At 73.1% G+C, this 17,070-nt stretch carries 14 protein-coding genes; 3 read left to right on the top strand and 11 right to left on the bottom strand.

The window, feature by feature from the left end; translation table 11 throughout:
- The 4 genes from ABZT47_RS31675 to mraZ form a co-directional block, all read right to left on the bottom strand.
- Complete coding sequence (locus ABZT47_RS31675; RefSeq protein ID WP_354850278.1) at positions 1-1,794, bottom strand: penicillin-binding protein 2; 1,794 nt, start codon at positions 1,792-1,794, stop codon at positions 1-3.
- A 755-nt stretch (positions 1,795-2,549) separates the two neighbouring features.
- A complete protein-coding gene (locus ABZT47_RS31670) occupies positions 2,550-3,137 on the bottom strand; it encodes a hypothetical protein (protein WP_354850275.1) in 588 nt (195 codons plus the stop codon).
- Positions 3,134-4,105, bottom strand: a complete 972-nt coding sequence (gene rsmH / locus ABZT47_RS31665) for a 16S rRNA (cytosine(1402)-N(4))-methyltransferase RsmH (RefSeq protein ID WP_354850272.1) — start codon at positions 4,103-4,105, stop codon at positions 3,134-3,136. Before rsmH ends, ABZT47_RS31670 begins: the two co-directional genes overlap by 4 nt.
- A 292-nt stretch (positions 4,106-4,397) precedes the next feature.
- Entirely contained in the window at positions 4,398-4,829 is a 432-nt protein-coding gene (mraZ, locus tag ABZT47_RS31660) for a division/cell wall cluster transcriptional repressor MraZ (protein WP_248965511.1), read from the bottom strand.
- A 691-nt stretch (positions 4,830-5,520) separates the two neighbouring features.
- Between mraZ and ABZT47_RS31655 the strand changes: the two genes are divergently transcribed.
- From ABZT47_RS31655 to ABZT47_RS31645, 3 genes are read left to right on the top strand one after another with little or no spacing between them, the layout of a single operon-like run.
- Complete coding sequence (locus ABZT47_RS31655; RefSeq protein ID WP_354850268.1) at positions 5,521-6,525, top strand: MoxR family ATPase; 1,005 nt, start codon at positions 5,521-5,523, stop codon at positions 6,523-6,525.
- Positions 6,525-7,805 carry a DUF58 domain-containing protein gene (locus tag ABZT47_RS31650; protein WP_354850266.1) on the top strand — a complete coding sequence of 427 codons (1,281 nt, stop codon included), beginning with the start codon at positions 6,525-6,527 and terminating at the stop codon, positions 7,803-7,805. Before ABZT47_RS31655 ends, ABZT47_RS31650 begins: the two co-directional genes overlap by 1 nt.
- Positions 7,802-10,354 carry a DUF3488 and transglutaminase-like domain-containing protein gene (locus ABZT47_RS31645; RefSeq protein ID WP_354850263.1) on the top strand — a complete coding sequence of 851 codons (2,553 nt, stop codon included), beginning with the start codon at positions 7,802-7,804 and terminating at the stop codon, positions 10,352-10,354. The genes ABZT47_RS31650 and ABZT47_RS31645 overlap by 4 nt, the downstream gene beginning before the upstream one ends.
- A gap of 292 nt (positions 10,355-10,646) precedes the next feature.
- Here the strand turns inward: ABZT47_RS31645 and ABZT47_RS31640 are convergent, their stop codons facing one another.
- The 7 genes from ABZT47_RS31640 to ABZT47_RS31610 form a co-directional block, all read right to left on the bottom strand.
- Positions 10,647-11,039: a DUF3040 domain-containing protein gene (locus tag ABZT47_RS31640; RefSeq protein ID WP_354850260.1), complete on the bottom strand. Its 393-nt coding sequence runs from the start codon at positions 11,037-11,039 to the stop codon at positions 10,647-10,649.
- A gap of 147 nt (positions 11,040-11,186) precedes the next feature.
- Positions 11,187-12,380, bottom strand: coding sequence for a DNA polymerase IV (dinB, locus tag ABZT47_RS31635; RefSeq protein WP_354850382.1), 1,194 nt, complete (start codon positions 12,378-12,380; stop codon positions 11,187-11,189).
- 125 nt (positions 12,381-12,505) lie between these two features.
- Entirely contained in the window at positions 12,506-13,267 is a 762-nt protein-coding gene (locus ABZT47_RS31630) for a methyltransferase domain-containing protein (protein ID WP_354850258.1), read from the bottom strand.
- 67 nt (positions 13,268-13,334) lie between these two features.
- Positions 13,335-13,745, bottom strand: coding sequence for a transcription antitermination factor NusB (gene nusB / locus ABZT47_RS31625; protein ID WP_354850255.1), 411 nt, complete (start codon positions 13,743-13,745; stop codon positions 13,335-13,337).
- Between the two features lies 1 nt (position 13,746).
- Entirely contained in the window at positions 13,747-14,307 is a 561-nt protein-coding gene (efp, locus tag ABZT47_RS31620; protein ID WP_354850252.1) for an elongation factor P, read from the bottom strand.
- 47 nt (positions 14,308-14,354) lie between these two features.
- Positions 14,355-15,404, bottom strand: a complete 1,050-nt coding sequence (locus ABZT47_RS31615; RefSeq protein ID WP_354850249.1) for a Xaa-Pro peptidase family protein — start codon at positions 15,402-15,404, stop codon at positions 14,355-14,357.
- A 16-nt stretch (positions 15,405-15,420) separates the two neighbouring features.
- Positions 15,421-16,989 carry an MDR family MFS transporter gene (locus ABZT47_RS31610; RefSeq protein ID WP_354850379.1) on the bottom strand — a complete coding sequence of 523 codons (1,569 nt, stop codon included), beginning with the start codon at positions 16,987-16,989 and terminating at the stop codon, positions 15,421-15,423.
- Positions 16,990-17,070: the final 81 nt, after the last annotated feature.

Raw genomic sequence — 17,070 nt, 5'->3', positions numbered from 1 at the left:
TCACCCGTCGGTGCTCATGCGCACCGATGGAGCGGTCGTGCCGGTCGGCGGGATCTTGCGGCTCTTCAACGCGAACGTCATGACATCCTTGAACACGGGTGCGGCGATCTCCCCACCGAAGTGGCCGTTCTCCGGAGCCTGGAGCACGGCCAGCGCCACCAGCCGGGGCGCGTCGGCGGGAGTGAACCCCACAAAAGTAGCGGTATATCCGCAATACCCTCGGCAGCTTTCGTCGTATCGCATGGCGGTTCCGGTTTTACCCGCCACGCGGTATCCCTTGATGGCGGCCAGCGAGCCGGTGCTCCCCTCGGCGCTCACCGCCGCCTCCAGCATGCGCGTGATGTCCTTGGCCGTGCGCGCGGTGATCACGCGGGTCTGCCTGGCCGGCTTGGCCGGGACGAACCTGCGGTGCTGGTCGACCGTGCCGGCGACGATCTGCGGGGTGACGCGCACGCCGCCGTTCGCGATGGTCTGGTAGACGCTGGCCATCTGCAGGGCCGTCACCGAGACGCCCTGGCCGAAGGCGATGGTGCACCGCTGGCTGCCCGACCAGGTCTCCCTCTTGGGCAGCAGCCCGGCCTCCTCGCCGTAGAGGCCGGCGCCCGTCTTGGCGCCGAAGCCGAAGGCCCTGAGCATGTTGTACAGCGGCTGGTCGCCGACCCTGTCGGCCGCCATGATCGTGCCGACGTTGCTGGACTCGGCGATGATGCCGGTGAAGGTCAGGTTCTCGGGCGGGTGCGGGTGGGCGTCGCTGAGCACCCGGTCGGCGCAGCGGTACTTGTCGGCGACCTCGAACACGGTCTCGGGCCTGACCGCCCCGGCCTCCAGGGCCGCCGCGGCCGTGATGACCTTGTTGGTGCTGCCCGGCTCGAAGACCTCCGACACCGCGCGGTTGCCCAGGCTCGGCGTGCGCTCCCAGTCGTTGAGGTCGACCTCGGGGGCGTTGGCCATGGCCACCACCTGGCCGGTGCGCACGTCCATGACGATGACGCTGCCGCTGCGGGCGCCGGTGGCCTGGACCTGCTTGGCGATGGCCGTCTGCGCCGCCCACTGGATGTCGCGGTCGATGGTCAGCCGGAGGCCGCGCCCGGCGACCGGCTCCTGCTTGGTGCTGCGGGTCATGGGGATGCGCTGGCCGGTGCCGCCGGTCTCGACGGTCTGCTTGCCGTCCTGCCCGGCCAGCAGCTTGTCGTAGACCTGCTCGAAGCCCACCAGGCCGTGGCCCTCGTCGCCGACGTACCCGATGACCCCGCCGGCGAGGTTCCCGCCCGGGTACAGGCGCTCGTAGTGGGGCGTCGCGGCCAGCCCGTCGATCTTCAGGTCGAGCACCTTGGCGGCGGTCGCCGTGGGGACGTTGCCCGCCAGCAGCGTGTAGCGCGTCTTCGGCTGCGCCAGCTTGGCGGCGATGACGCCCTTGTCGACGCCCAGCAGCGCGGCCAGGGACCCGGCGACCTGGTCGCGCTTGGCCGGGAGCACCTTGGTGGGGTCGGCGGAGATCTCGCGGGCCTCGACGGTGAGGGCCAGCTCGTGGCCGTTGACGTCGGTGATGGATCCCCGGCGCGCGGTCAGCGTCTCCTCCTGGACCCGCAGCCGCTCGGCCCTGGCCTCGAAGACCTTGGAGTCCAGGCCCTGGAGCTGCACCAGGCGCCCGGCGAACAGCGACAGCACGACGGCCATCCCCATCAGGCCGATGTTGATGCGGCGCGAGGGGTTGCCCAGGCGCAGCGGCACCGGCGGGCGGGGATTCCAGGTGATGCGCAGCCCGGGACGGCGCTCGGGGTCGTCGGGGCCCATCGGCGGGCGGCCTCGCGGCGGCACCCTTCGCGGGCCGGGGCCGAACGGGCGCCAGGGACCCTCGCCCCGGGGGCCGACCGGCCGGGGGGGACGCCCGGAGCCCTCGCCGCCCTCGGATCTGAGGGCGCGCCCGGGTCCGTCGGGCCGTCCCTTCGCTCCCCGGGGACGCCCGGCGCCCCCTTCGGGACGCCCGGGACCGCCCGCACGCCTGCCCGGCCCGTCGGAACGACCAGAAGCACGCCCACCGGGCCCGTCGGAACGACCGGAACCGCCCGCGCGTCCGCCGGGCGCGTCGGAACGACCCGCGGCCCCGCCGCGTGCCCCTGGCGCGTCGGGACGGCCGGAACCACCCGCACGACCTCCGGGCGCCTCAGAACGGCCGGAACCACCAGCACGCCCACCCGGCGCGTCGGAACGACCGGAACCGCCGGCACGCCCGCCGGGGCCGTCGGAACGGCCGGAACCGCCCGCGCGCCCGCCGGGCGCGTCGGGACGGCCGGACGCGCCCGGACGGCCGCCGGGGGCGTCGTCGGGGCGCCCGGCGCCGCCGTCCGCGCCGCCGGGGCGGCCCGAACCGTCGCGGCGGCCGGAGCCGCCGGAACGACCGCCCGGCGGGTCGGGGCGCCCGGGACCGTCGGGGCGGCCCTGGCGGCCGCCCGAACCCGAGCCTCGTCTGGGCCCTCCGGGGCCGCCGCGCCCGCCCGAGCCGCCGCCCGGGCCGTTGCGACCGGGCCCGGAGGGACGGCCGCCTTCCCTCACCGGCCCGCGACCTCCGTCTGCCGGTCGGCGGCGCCCTCAGGGACCCGGCCCTGGCTCGCCGTGCGGCCGACCTCGCGCCCCTGCCCGTCGAGGAACCGCGGCTCCTGTGTGCCGGGCTTCTCGCCGAGTTGCTCGACGCGGTCGGCCAGCCTCTGCGGCTGGGAGTCCAGCAGCAGCTTGGTGCGCTTGTCCTGGGCCTCCTGGCGCAGGCGCTGGGTGGTCTTCTGCAGGTCGGTCGCCCGGAAGGAGTCTTTGGCCAGGACGGTGTTGAGCAGCAGCAGACTGACCAGCCCGCCGCACAGCAGCCCCACCACGAGCAGCACGAAGGGAGTGCGGGGCGCGCCGCGCCCTGCGGGCGCCCGCCGCGCCGCCGCCGCGGCCGCGACTCCGGCGGCTCCGGGCCGCTCGGGCATGGGCACGGCCTCGCGCTTCGGGCCGCGGGGCGGCGCCGCGCGCCGGACGGTGCGGTCGGGCCGGGCCGGCGCGGGGGCCACACGGGCGCCGCGCGCCGCGCGCACGGGGCGTTCGCCGACGGCGGTCGCCGTGCCGCCGTCGGTCTGCGTTGTCTCCTTGTCGATGCTCATTCCGGCTCCCGGATCCTCTCTGCCGCCCGCAACCTCGCCGAGGCGGCGCGCGGGTTGCGCGCCACCTCCTCCTCGTCAGGGAGCTCGGCTCCCCTCGTCACCAGACGGAACCGCGGCTGGTGGGCCAGCAGCGGGACGGGCAGCCCCGGAGGGCTGGTGTCCCTGGTTCGCGCCGTGAGGACCTGCTTGCACAGCCGGTCCTCCAGTGAGTGGTAGGAGAGCACGACCACGCGCCCTCCGACCTTCAGTGCGTCGAGTGCCGCGGGGAGCGCTCCTTCGAGAGCGGACAACTCCCCGTTCACCTCGATGCGTAACGCCTGGAACGTTCTTTTAGCGGGGTTTCCGCCGGTACGGCGGGTGGCGGCGGGGATCGCCTCGCGGACGATCTCCGCCAGCCGCTTGGTGGAGGTGATCGGCTCGGCCTCCCGCTCGCGGACGATGAACCGCGCGACGCGGGCGGCGAAACGCTCTTCGCCGTAGTCGCGGAGGATGCGCGTCAACTCCCCCTCGGAGTAGGTGTTGACCACGCCGTCGGCGGTGAGCGCCTGCTCGGGGTCCATGCGCATGTCCAGCGGGGCGTCATAGGAGTAGGCGAACCCGCGGCCGGCCTCGTCGAGCTGCGGGGAGGACACCCCGAGGTCGAACAGAGCGCCGTCGACGTGGGGATGGCCGGCGCGCGCAAGCACCTCGGGAAGCTCGTCGGAGACGGCCCGCACCAGGGTGGTGCGCGCGGCGTACGGCGCGAGGCGCGCGGTGGAGCGCTCGATGGCGGTCGGATCGCGGTCGATGCCGATCAGGTGCAAACCCGGGTGCGCGGCGAGCAGCGCCTCGGCGTGCCCGCCCAGCCCGAGGTTGGCGTCCACCACCACGGGGCTCGGACCTTCGAGCGCCGGCGCGAGCAGTTCGAGGACGCGCTGAAGCATCACCGGGACGTGACCGCCCGGCTCGGCGTGATCGTGGACATGCATGGTCTAACCCCCTTTTGCCGCCTCGGTCGTGTCCATGGCCCCCGGACACGTCCTGCTCGCGGATTCGCGGCCTTGCTTTCGGTCACCTCGCCGGAGGGCCACGCCCCCGCGCCACTGAACGGCTCGCCCGGCCAGGTCCCCATCCGCGTCCCCTCTTCGCGCCCCGCCACCTGACACCGGGGAAGGTGCATCAGCTGGCGGCGGCGCTGCGGTGACCGGGAACCTTCCCGGCACCATGGGAGCGGGTGGAGACCTCGCCGAACGACGTTTTCACCGACGAGTCGACCTAGTGTCAAAGAACTCCTGGCAGCACCTCCTCCGACAGCTCGGAGAACGCCTGCTCTTGGTCGGCCAGATAGGTGTCCCAGGCCGTCGCGTCCCAGATCTCCAGCCGGGTGTTGGCCCCGATGACCACACAGTCTCGGCGGAGGCCCGCGTACTCGCGCAGGCTCTGGGGAATGGTGATCCGCCCCTGTTTGTCGGGCGTCTCGTCGGAAGCACTGGCGAAGAAGACACGACTGTAATCGCGGACGGCCTTGGCTGTCACGGGCGCGGTACGCAGCGCCTCGGTGATGCGCTGGAACTCCTCTACGGGAAAGACGTAGAGGCACCGCTCCTGGCCCTTGGTGATCACAAGACCCTCCGCCAGCTCCTCACGGTACTTCGCCGGCAGGAACAGTCGTCCTTTCTCGTCCAGACGCGGTTGATGGGTGCCGAGGAACATCGGCCCCACCTCCCGTGCCACGTGGAAAGACTGGTCGCTACTACCCCAGCCCCTCCACTGCGCACCACCATACTCCACTTCTCCCCACCGTCAACTGATCCAGACCGCGCCGCGCCGATATACGCCCGGCGTTTGCGCAGGTCAGCAGCGGTGGAGCGAAGTGGAGCGCCTCACGTCGCCGCACAGGCCCCGGGCGTGTCGCACCGCCTTCTTGACACCACTCGAACCGGCCTGCGCCCGCCTCCTTTCCGGGCCGGGGAGGACGGGGCCGCGGTGCGCACGGCGGCGGGGAAAGGCGGAGCGCCCGACACCGGCGGCGCGGGTGGGGAAAAGTGGGGCCGCCGGCACCCGGCGCCGGTGGAGGAAAGTGGAGCGCCCCCGGCGAGGCGGGTGGGGAATAGTGGAGCGCCCCAGGCGAGGCGGGTCGGCGGGAAGCGCGGCTGCCGGCCGGCCGCCGCGCGGGGCGGGGAAAGCAAGGCCCCGGACGCGGCGCAGTGTCACGGGATTCGCACATCGGCGGCACCTGAACGCGACCGCGGAGAAGAACACTAGGGCTGTTCATCCCGAATATGACGGATAGTCGCCCCGGAACGCACGGCACCGTAGTGTCGGTACGCACAATGGAAAAGGAAAGCAAAGCCCCCCGCGAAACGATCCAGGCGTGGGGCTGCCACACCCTCATGGAGGCCCGGTGGGAATAACCCACGATGTCGGACAGGAGCTGGAAGGTCTGGTCGCCACGGCGCACCGGATCCGTGAGGCGATCGAATCGGTCATCGAGGGCAAGGACGACGTCGTCCGGCTCACCCTCACGGTGCTCCTCGCCGAAGGGCACCTGCTCATCGAGGACGTGCCGGGCGTCGGCAAGACCATGCTGGCCAAGGCGCTGGCCCGCTCGATCGCCTGCCCCGTGCGCCGCGTCCAGTTCACCCCCGACCTGCTTCCCAGCGACATCACGGGCGTCAGCGCCTTCAACCAGCAGTCCCGCGAGTTCGAGTTCAAGCCCGGCCCGGTCTTCGCCAACATCGTCGTCGGCGACGAGATCAACCGCGCCTCCCCCAAGACCCAGTCGGCGCTGCTGGAATGCATGGAGGAGCACCAGGTCACCGTCGACGGCGTCACCTACCACCTCGAGGCGCCGTTCATGGTCATCGCGACCCAGAACCCGATCGAGATGGAGGGCACCTACCCCCTCCCCGAGGCGCAGCGCGACCGCTTCACCGCCCGCATCGCGATGGGCTACCCCGAGGCCGCCGCCGAGCTGAAGATGCTCGACTCCCACGGCGCCTCCTCGCCGCTGGACAAGCTGGAGCCGGTCGCCACGACCGCGGAGGTGCAGGCCCTCATCGACGCCGTGCGCGCCGTCTACGTCTCCCAGCCGATCAAGAAGTACGCCATCGACCTGGTGTCCGCCACCCGCCAGTCCCCCGACCTGCGGCTCGGCGCCTCGCCGCGCGCGACCCTCCACCTGGTGCGCGCCGCCCGCGCCCACGCCGCGCTCGCCGGGCGCGACTACGTCATCCCCGACGACCTGCAGGAGCTGGCCGTCCCGGTGCTGGCCCACCGCCTGCTCCCGAGCCTGGAGGCCCAGGGCCGGCGCCGCCGTCCCGAGCACGTCCTGGCCGAGCTGGTCCACCGCGTCCCGGTGCCGGACAGCCGGGAGAGGGGGTACGGCGGGGAGGGGCCGGAACGGTGATGGCGGGGCTCCGGGCGCTCACCTCGCGCGGCCGCTCGTTCCTGGCCTCGGGCGCCGCGGCCCTGCTGTGCGCCTTCTTCCTCGGCGAGCACGACCTGCTGCGGGTGAGCGTGCTCATCATCGCGTTGCCGCTGATCGCCGCCCTGGTCGTGGCCCGCACCCGCTACCGCCTGAGCTGCGCGCGGCGGCTGGACCCCGCGAGGGTCGAGGTCGGCTCCGACAGCACGGTCACCGTGCGGCTGGAGAACGTCACGCGGCTGCCCACGGGGCTGCTGCTGATCGAGGACACCGTCCCCTACGCCGTCGGCACCCGTCCCCGGTTCGTCCTCGACCGGGTGGAGTCGCAGGGCGTCCGGGAGATCGACTACAAGGTCCGCTCCGACCTTCGCGGCCGGTTCCCCATCGGGCCCCTGTCGGTGCGCATCGCCGACCCGTTCGGCCTGGTCGAGCTGACCCGCGCGTTCACGGCCACCGACACCCTGATGGTCATCCCCGAGGTCGTGCCGCTCCCCCACGTGCGCCTGTCGGGCGAGCTGACCGGCGGCGGCGACAGCCGCAGCACCAGCGTGGCGGCGGCCGGCGACGACGACATCGGCCCGCGCGAGTACCGCCAGGGCGACGACCTGCGCCGGGTGCACTGGCGCTCGACCGCGCGGTACGGCGAGCTGATGGTCCGCCGCGAGGAGCAGCAGTGGCAGAGCCGTGGCGCGCTGCTGCTGGACACCCGCAGGCACGCCCACCGCGGCGAGGGCCCGCGCTCGTCCTTCGAGGTGGGCGTCTCGGCCGCCGCCTCGATCGGGATGCAGCTGGCCCGTGAGGGCCTCGGCCTGCGGCTGGTCACCGACCAGGGCGCCCAGCACCTGCCCGACTCCGGGGGCGGCCACGCCCTGCTGGACGCGCTCGCCGTCGTGCGGCAGAGCACCGCCCGCTCGCTGGAGTCCGGTGTCACCGCGCTGCGCCAGGGCGGCGGTGACGGCCTCATCGTCGCCGTCCTCGGCGACCTGGACGCCGAGGAGGCCCAGGCGCTCGCCCGGCTGCGCACCGGCGGCGTCACCGGCGTCGCGGTCATGCTCGACGTGCGCGGCTGGCAGCAGACCCCCGCCCACCATCCGCAGGTGGACGAGTCGTTCGAGACCGCGCGGGCCGTGCTGGCCGGGTCGGGCTGGCGCGTCGTGCGGCTGCCCGCGGGCACCTCCCTGGCGGCCGTCTGGCAGGAGGCCGGCCAGAGCGGCCGGTACGCCGGCCCGCCGGAACCGATGACGGCAGGAGACGCCGCATGAGACTTCCGATCGCGGCGGGCCTGGCCACGGCCGCGGCATCCCTCACCCTCTACCCGCTGTTCCGCGGGGGCACCTGGTTCTGGGCGGGCATGGGCGCGATCATCGTGATCGTCGCCGCCTCCGTGCTCACCGCGCGCCACACCACGCCGCGATGGCTCGGCCCCCCGGCCGAGCTTCTCGTGCTCGGGGTCTACCTCACGGTGGTGTTCACCCGCGACGACAACTGGGCCTGGATCCTCCCCACCAAGGACTCCGCCCTCTCCCTGGCCGGGCTGCTCGGGCAGGGGCTGTCGGACATCCAGCACTACGCGGCGCCCGTGCCCGACCAACCGCCGATCGCGCTGCTCGCGGTGGGCGGCATCGGCCTGATCGCCGTGCTGGTCGACCTGACGGCCGTGCGACTGCGCCGGGCGGCGCTGGCCGGGCTGCCGCTGCTGGCCCTGTTCACCGTCCCGGCGGCGGTGCTGACCGACCCGATCGGCTGGCCGGCGTTCATCATCGGGGCCCTCGGGTACGTGGGGTTGCTCACCGCCGACGGGCGCGAGCGCCTCAGTCACTGGGGCCGCGCCGTCCTGGTGCGCCGCTCGCGCGGCACCGGCGCCCGCGCGCAGGTGGACACCGCCCCGCTGTCGGTGACCGGCAAGCGCATCGGCTTCGCGGCGATCGCCCTGGCCATCCTGCTGCCCGCGCTGCTGCCGACGCTGGAGCCGAGCCCGCTGTTCGGCTTCGGCGTGGGGTCGGGCGACGGCAGGGGCGGCAACACGATCACCATCCCCAACCCGATCGCCAGCCTGCGCGGCCAGCTCACCCAGCCGGCGAACGCCACGGTGCTGACCTACAGCAACAACGACAACGTCCCGCGCTACCTGCGCATGTACGCCCTGGACACCTTCGACGGCGCGCAGTGGACGATGTCGCAGCCCAAGGGGCGGCCCGAGGACCGCGTCTCGGAGGGGCCGATGCCCCCGCCGCCCGGCCTGTCGACGCTGGTCCCGCTCAAGCCGTTCAGCACCCGGATCACCGTCAGCGACGACGTGGAGGGGCTCAGCTTCCTGCCCCTGCCCTACCCGTCCTCCACGGTGCGGGTCGACGGCGACTGGCGCGCCGACCAGAGCAGCCTGATGGTGTTCTCCACGCGCGACACGGCCGGCGGGCAGACCTACAGCGTCACCGGGCAGGAGCCGCAGCCGCCCGCCGAGGAGCTGCGGGCGATGCTCCCCGCCTCCGATCCCGAGATCCTTACGCGCTACCTCGCCCTCCCCCCGGACCTGCCGCGGCAGATCCGGGCGCTGGCCCACGAGCGGGTCTCCGACACCGACACGCCCTACGAGATGGCGGTCAAGCTGCAGTCGTGGTTCACCGGCGGCGACTTCGTCTACAGCCTGGCCACCCAGGGCAACGGCAACGACGCGCTGGCCGACTTCCTGCGCAACCGCGCCGGCTACTGCGAGCAGTTCGCCGCGGCCATGGCGGTGATGGCCCGCGTCCTGGGCATCCCCGCGCGCGTCGGCATCGGCTACACCGGCGGCAGCTTCATCGGCGGGACCTGGCAGGTGCGCACCCACGACCTGCACGCCTGGCCCGAGCTGTACTTCCAGGGGGCCGGCTGGCTGCGGTTCGAGCCCACCCCCGCCGGTGGCCTCGGACAGGCCACCGCCCGCGTCCCCGACTACAGCCGCCCGCCGGTCGACGCCATCGCCCCCGGAGACGTCCCGAGCGCAGGGCCGAGCGACGGGACCGAGACCAGTGACCCGGCCGGCGCGCTCGGGGCCCGCGGGCGCACCCCCCGCGACCCCGACACCGGCCTGCCGGTGGACCCGGTCGCCGTGGACCCCGGCGTGCCCCTGGCCGGCAAGATCGGCATCGGCGCGGGCATCCTGCTGCTCATCGGGCTCATCCCGGCCGCCGCGCGGACGGTGGTGCGCCGCCGGCGCCGGCGCGCCTGGGCGAGGGCCGGCGTCGGCGGGCTCGCCTTGGACGCCACCTCGCCGGAGGTACCGGCGGGCACCGCCGCACCGCCGGAGAGACGGGCGGACATGGCCGGACCGTCGCAGGTGCGGACGCAGGGGCGGGTCCCGGCGCCGGCGGGCCACCTGGGCGAGGCCGTGCACGGGTCCTGGCAGGAGCTGATCGACACGCTGTACGACCTCGGACTGGGCCACGAGGCGAGCGAGAGCCCGCGCGCTCTGGCGCGCAGGGTCGCCGAGCAGTGCGGGCTGGACCAGGACGCCGCCGCCTCGGTCACGGCCATCGCCGCGGCCGAGGAGCGCATGCGGTACGCGCGGACGCCGGGGCCGGTGCGCCCGCTGGACGGCGATCTGCGGCGCGTGCGGGACGCCCTGCGCGCCGGGGTCACGCGCGGGCGGCGGCTGCGGGCCACGCTGCTGCCGCCCTCCACGCTGCGCCGGCTCAGGCACGCCGGGGAGAAGGTGCTCGACGGGTTCGACCGGCTGGAGACGCTGCGCCTGTGGCCGCGACGCCGCGACGCCGCCGAGCCCACCGGCGCCGACCTCGTGGAGGAGCGGGTGCTGACCGGCTCCCGCCGCTGACCCGCCCCCCGTCACCGAAGGCCCGCAGGCGACCTGCGGGCCTTCACGCCGCACCTTCCACGTAGGGGCCTTCGCGGTCGTGCGCGCGCGGAGGCGAGGATTCTCCGAGCGAAGATCCTCACCGGTGATGACACGCGGGTGCGGAGTCGCGGTGGGTGGAGGGGATGGTCACCGTGCGTGCGGAGATTCGGGCGGGTGAGAAGTCGCCGTCGGGTCGCCGGAGTGGGAGGAGCGTGCAGGGCCGCCGGGGGCGGGCCGACGCCGTGGGATCACGGGGGCCCGCCGCGGCGGATCAGCGTTCTTCGCCCCTGCGGCGCCAGCGCTCTTCCATGCGCTCCATGAAACTCGGCTTCGCGCCCCGCCGGCGGTCCGGCTTTCCGGTGGCGCCCGGCCTCGTCTCACCGCCGAACCCGTTCATGCGTTTCCAGCACGACAGGCCCCACATGCATGCGGCGAGCATGACCACAAAGCCGACGACACTGAGCGGGATCAGGTCGGGTGCCACGACGCCGACCATCAACAGGACGACACCAAGGACGAAGCCGATGGCGGCTTTGACCAGGCGGCGCTTGTAGTGGTTGCGCGGATCACTGATCCGAACGGTATTGGCCCACTTCGGGTCCTCGGCATAAAGGGCCTGCTCGATCTGGTCGAGCAAGCGCTGCTCGTGCTCAGAGAGCGGCACGGCGCCTCCCAAGGACGGCCCCTAGTCGGGGAAGACGGCAACGGGCACCACAGGGTGTCCGGACCTCGCGGTCGGTTATCCCCAGAATACGAGGCTGTAGACGTAGGCGAAAGAAAACGTCCAACGTAGACCAAACCGGAGGTGACGTCATAGATCCATTCCATCGAACCGAGGGCGAACGAGCGAAGCCGGGCGGACCGCCTCGGGGCCGAACCTCCGCGTGGCGCGGTCCATCGCCATTTCGGCCTCCCGCCAGCCCGTTTCCCGTTCTCCGAGACCGAGCTGATGCGTCGCGGTGCCCGCGGGACGGAGGTTCTCGACCCGCACGCCGACCAGACGGAGCCGTACGCGCTCCAGACCGGCGGCCCGGTAGAGCGCACAGGCAGTGGCATATATCTCTTTCGCCACATCGGTCGCCTCACGGAGCGTGCGCGAGCGGGTGATCGTCGTGAAGTCGGAGCGGCGGAGCTTGACGCTCACCGTGCGGCCGACGTGGCCGCCCGCGCGCAGCCGGGCGGCGACCCGCTCGGACAACCGCAGCAGCTCGCGCCGGATGGCCTCGGGGTCGTCCACGTCGTGGGAGAAGGTCTCTTCGGCGCCGATGCTCTTGTCGGGGGCGTGCGGGGTGACCCTGCGCTCGTCGCGCCCCCAGGCGAGGGCCGCCAGATGGGTCCCGACGGCCCCGAACTCGCGCTGGAGGGTCGATGCGGGCACGTGGGCCAGATCGCCCACGGTCTTGATGCCGAGGCGCACCAGGGCCTGCTCGGTGCGCTCGCCGACGCCCCACAGGGCGGCGACCGGCAGCGGGTGGAGGAACTCCACGACCCCGTCGGCGGGGATGACCAGCAGGCCATCGGGCTTGCAGTGCCGGGAGGCGAGCTTGGCGACGAATTTGCTGCTCGCGATGCCGACCGAGCAGGTGATGCCGTGACGCTCGGCGACCTGGGCGCGAATGAGCGCGGCGATCTCGGCGGGCGGCCCGAGCCGGCGCACGGCACCGCGCACGTCGAGGAACGCCTCGTCGGAGGCGATCGGCTCGACCTCGGGGGTGATGGTGTGGAAGATCTCCATCACGCCCTTGGAGACCTCGGAGTACTTGCCGTGGCTGGGCGGGATGATCACGGCCTGCGGGCACAGGCGGCGGGCGCGGGTCATCGGCATCGCCGAGTGCACCCCGAACCGCCGCGCCTCGTAGGTGGCGCTGAGCACGACCCCCCGGGCGCCCGCGGCGCCGATGATCACGGGGGTGCCCTTCAGCTCGGGGCGTTCGAGCAGTTCGACGCTGGCGAAGAAGGCGTCCATGTCGACGTGCAGGATCGGGCAGCCGGTGTCGTCGGCCAGCGGGGCCCGGCCCGGGCCCTGGTGGTGCGGCCCCGGCTCGGACCGCAGAACCTGCTTGCGCGACACGAGGTCATCCTATCCGAACGGGCGTTCCATCCGGCGGGCGCGCCGGCAGGAGAGGCCCCTCATCGGTGCCCGAGGAAGTGGAGCTGGGTGGCGATGTCGCGCAGCACCGGGTGGGCGGCGGCGGCCTGTTCGAGCGCGATCAGCGCCCGCGCGGCCCCCGGCTCGCCGTCCAGCAGCCGGCCCGGCACCAGGTCGGCGAAGACGCGCACGCCCCTGGCCTCACCGGGGGTGAACCCGGCCGCCGTCAGCAGGCCGGCGAGCGCCTCGCCGCTGAAACGCCGTGGCGTCGGGTCGTGCTCGCCCCACCGGCCGGCCGGATCGGCCAGAGCCTGGCGGGCCTCGTCGAAATGGCCCGACAGGGAGCGGTGGATCGCCGTGGCGACCGGGTTGGCCGCAAGGACGCTGACCACCCCGCCGGGCCTGAGCACGGCGGCGACGGCCTCCAGGGCGCTCGCGGGGTCCTCGACGTACTCCAGCACGCTGTGGCACAGCACCAGGTCGGCGCAGCCCGGCTCGAGCAGCTCGCGCAGGTCGGAGGCGTCGCCCTGGATGCCCTTGACGCTCACCCCCGCCTCGGCCGCCCGGCGTTCGAGGGCGGCCAGCGAGTCGGGGCTGGGGTCGACCACCGTGACGGCGTGGCCCCGCACGGCGAGCGGCACGGCGAACCCGCCCGTGCCGCCGCCGGCGTCGACGATGTCGAGCCGCTCGCGCCCGGTGGCGCCGACCCGGCCGGCCAGCGCGGCCAGCAGCGCGTCCCACACCACGGCGGTGCGCACCGCCGGAGAGGTGGCCGCCTGGCGTGCGGCGCCTTCGGTGCGCAACTTCGGCTCGCCTCCTAAAAGCATGTCGGTCGGCCCCAGCCTACGCCGTGCGGGCCACGGCCCGGCCTCAGAGGGCGAGAGACGGCTTGAGCTGCTTGAAACGGGCGAGCAGGCCGTTGACGAACTGCGGCGACTCGTCGGTGGACAGCTCGGAGGCCAGGTGCACCCACTCGCTGATGACCACCGCCTCGGGAACGTCGGTGACCCACAGCAGCTCGTAGGTGCCGGCCCGCAGCAGGTTGCGGTCGACGGCGGGCATGCGGTCGAGGGTCCAGCCCTCGGAGTAGGTCGAGATCAGCTCGTCGATGCGCGAGCGGTGGCGGCTCACGCCTTCGACCAGCGTCGCGGTGTACTCGTTGACGGGCGGCTCGGCGCGCTCCACCCGTTCGGCGAGCACGCCGACCGGCGGCTCGTCGCGCAGTTCCGCCTCGAAGAGGATGTCAAGGGCGCGCCTGCGAGCCTTTCCCCGAGCCGACACCTCAGGCCCGGCCGAGGTACTCGCCGGTGCGAGTGTCGACCTTGACCTTCTCACCCGTCGTGATGAACAGCGGCACCTTGATCTCGGCGCCGGTCTCGAGCGTGGCGGGCTTGGTGCCGCCGGTCGAGCGGTCGCCCTGCAGCCCGGGCTCGGTCTGGGCGATGAGCAGCTCGACGGCCGCCGGGAGCTCGACGTACAGGACGTTGCCCTCGTTGACGGCCACCGTCGCCAGGGTGTTCTCCAGCAGGTAGTTGGCCGCGTCACCGACGGTCGCCCGCGACACGTTCAGCATGTCGTAGGTCTCGGTGTCCATGAAGACGAAGTCGTCGCCGTCGAGGTAGGAGAACTGCATCTCGCGCTTGTCGACGTTGGCCACCTCGACCTTCACGCCGGCGTTGAAGGTCTTGTCGACGACCTTGCCGGAGAGCACGTTCTTGAGCTTGGTGCGGACGAAGGCGCCGCCCTTGCCGGGCTTGACGTGCTGGAAATCCACCACGCTCCAGAGGTCGCCGCCTTCGAGCTTGAGCACCAGGCCGGTCTTGAGGTCGTTGGTCGTCGCCACTCGTTACTCTCCTGCGTCGTCATGGTCACACTGAGCGCCGTTCCGCCTCACAGGACCAGCAGCTCCTTGGTGGTGCGGGTGAGGAGCTCCGGGCCGCCGGCGCGCGTCACGAGGGTGTCCTCGATGCGGACGCCGCCCCTGCCTGGCAGGTAGACGCCGGGCTCGACGGTGATCGGAACCCGATCGTCAAGTCTACCGGCACCGGCGGGACGCAGGAACGGGTCCTCGTGGATCTCCAGGCCCACGCCGTGCCCGAGACCGTGGCCGAAGTGCGCGGCGTGCCCGGCGGCGTCGATCACCTCGCGCGCGGCGGCGTCCACCTCGGCCGCGGCCGCTCCCGGCGCGAGCGCGTGCCGCCCGGCGCGTTGCGCCGCCCTGACCAGGTCGTACAGCTCTCGCTGCCACCCGGCCACCGGGCCGACGGCGACGGTCCTGGTCATGTCGGCGTGGTAGCCGCCGTACAGGGCGCCGAAGTCGATGGTGACCAGGTCGCCGCGCTCGATGGGGCGCTCGCCGGGGCTGTGGTGGGGGACGGCGCCGTTCGGCCCGCTCGCCACGATGGTGTCGAAGGCGGGTTTGTCGGCTCCGAGCTCCATCATGCGGGCTTCCAGGGCGCGGGCGACCTGCCGTTCGGTCATGCCGGGGGCGATCGCGGCGACCACGTCGGCGAAGGCGCGGTCGGTCAGCTCGCACGCGGTGCGCAGCGCCTGGATCTCCGGCTCGTCCTTCACGACGCGCACGGCCTCCACCAGGCCCTCGACCGGCGGCAGGTCGCCGCCGAGCCGCCGGTAGCGGGCCACGGACATGTCGTGGGCCTCGATGGCCGGCCGGTCGGCCATCGAGGCCAGGGCGCCGGCCACGTCGCGCTCCTGGACGACCTCGACGCCGGGGCAGTCGCGGCGGGCGGTCTCGATGTAGCGGGAGTCGGTCGCGAGGACCGCGGAGGCGTCCGCGCGCACGAGCACGGCGGCGTTCGAGCTGACCAGGCCGGTGAGGTAGCGGACGTTGACGCCGCGGGTGACCAGCAGGGCGGTGACCCCGCGCTCGGCCAGCAGGGCCGCGACCCTGGCCCTCCGCGATTCGTACATGATGGTCATGTCCCGAACTGTACGGTCAGCCGGCCTTCGCCGGGGCGTTGCGGGAGGAGCGCAGCGGCAGCTCGCGCAGGTAGATCACCGCGACGAAGCCGATGACGGCCGCCGGGACGCACGCAAGGAACACCGACTGCATGGCGGCGGTGAAGGATTCCACGACGATGTGCTGCAGGGCCGGGGACAGCCGTCTGATGGCGTCGGGGGTGCCGAGACCGAGGTCGGCGCCCGCCGGGACCGGGACGCGGCCGGAGGCCACCATGGCCGTGATCTCGTCCCTGACCCGGGTGGTGAGCAGGGCTCCCAGGGCCGCCACGCCCACCGCTCCGCCGAGGTTACGGAAGAAGGAGACGCCGGAGGTGGCCACGGCCATGTCGCGCGCCTGCGCGGAGTTCTGGGCGGCCAGGACGAGCATCTGCATGCTGAAGCCGAACCCGGTGCCGAGCAGGGCGGTGTCCAGGCCGATGCTCCAGCCGCTGGAGTCGGTGCGCAGCAGCGACAGCAGAGCGCTGCCGGCGCAGATCAGCAGCAGGCCCGCCACCGGGAAGATCTTCCACCGGCCCGTGCGGGTGACCACGCGCCCGGAGGCCACGGCCGACACCAGCAGGCTCAGCACCAGTGGCGTGGTCATGATGCCGGACATGGTGGGGCTCATGCCCTTGACGACCTGGAAGTACTGCGGCAGGTAGGTCATCGAGCCGTACAGGGCGAGGCCGACGAGCAGGGAGGCGCCGCCGGCCAGGACGAAGGTGCGGTCGCGGAACAGGCGCGGCGGCAGGATGGGGTCGGCGGCGCGGCGCTCGGCGAGGACCGACAGGGCGACCAGCACCGCCGCGAGGGCGCCCAGGCCGAAGCTCCAGCCGGAGTTCCACGCGAACTCGTCGCCGCCGAACGACAGCAGCAGCATCAGCGCGCTGGCCCCGCCGGTGATGGCGAAGGCGCCCCACCAGTCGACGCGGGCGTCGCGGGGGTCGCGGTCGTGGCGCAGCACCCGCTGGATGACGGCGAAGGCCACCAGGGCGAAGGGGACGCAGATGTAGAAGCACCAGCGCCAGCCGAGCCACGGGGCGTCCACGATGAACCCGCCGAGCAGCGGGCCGCCGACCGTGGAGACGCCGAAGACCGCGCCGATGTAGCCGGAGTAGCGGCCCCGCTCGCGCGGAAGCACCACGTCGCCGAGGATCACCTGGGTCAGCGCCGACAGGCCGCCGGTGCCGATGCCCTGCAGGGCGCGGGCGCTGACGAGCATGCCGACGCTCTGCGACGCGCCCGCCAGCAGGGAGGCGGCGATGAACACCACCAGGGCGAGCTGGAACATGCGCTTGCGCCCGAACAGGTCTGACAGCCTGCCCCACAGCGGCGTGGAGGCGGTCATCGTCAGCAGCGGCGCGCTCGCGACCCAGGCGAGCTCGTCCTGCGCGCGGAACTCGCCCACGATGGTGGGCAGCGCGTTGCCGACCAAAGACGTCGAGATCATCGAGGTCATCAGGGCGATGAGCAGCCCGGACATGACCTTGAGGATCTCGCGATGAGTGTAGGTCCGGCGGCCCCCCGACTCGCCATGCGCGTCCGCCCGGGTGTCCCCCTGCACCACCACTACAGGCCCCCAGTTTTCAGCTTTTACCAACTATTTGTATTAGAGACCTGTTTACCTGTCAAACAGCTACAGAGC

Source organism: Sphaerisporangium sp. NPDC005289, from assembly GCF_040607455.1.
GTDB lineage: Bacteria > Actinomycetota > Actinomycetes > Streptosporangiales > Streptosporangiaceae > Sphaerisporangium > Sphaerisporangium rhizosphaerae.
The sequence above is the reverse complement of the archived record's forward strand: the minus strand, read 5'-3'. Positions and strand labels throughout refer to the sequence as shown.

Bases quoted from the DNA above. Each gene is read 5' to 3' on its own strand.
- mraZ (WP_248965511.1), bottom strand. From the start codon at position 4,829: ATGTTCCTCGGCACCCATCAACCGCGTCTGGACGAGAAAGGACGACTG.
- rsmH (WP_354850272.1), bottom strand. From the start codon at position 4,105: ATGCATGTCCACGATCACGCCGAGCCGGGCGGTCACGTCCCGGTGATG.
- ABZT47_RS31645 (WP_354850263.1), top strand. From the start codon at position 7,802: ATGAGACTTCCGATCGCGGCGGGCCTGGCCACGGCCGCGGCATCCCTC.
- ABZT47_RS31615 (WP_354850249.1), bottom strand. From the start codon at position 15,404: ATGACCATCATGTACGAATCGCGGAGGGCCAGGGTCGCGGCCCTGCTG.
- ABZT47_RS31650 (WP_354850266.1), top strand. From the start codon at position 6,525: ATGGCGGGGCTCCGGGCGCTCACCTCGCGCGGCCGCTCGTTCCTGGCC.
- ABZT47_RS31675 (WP_354850278.1), bottom strand. From the start codon at position 1,794: ATGGGCCCCGACGACCCCGAGCGCCGTCCCGGGCTGCGCATCACCTGG.
- ABZT47_RS31670 (WP_354850275.1), bottom strand. From the start codon at position 3,137: ATGAGCATCGACAAGGAGACAACGCAGACCGACGGCGGCACGGCGACC.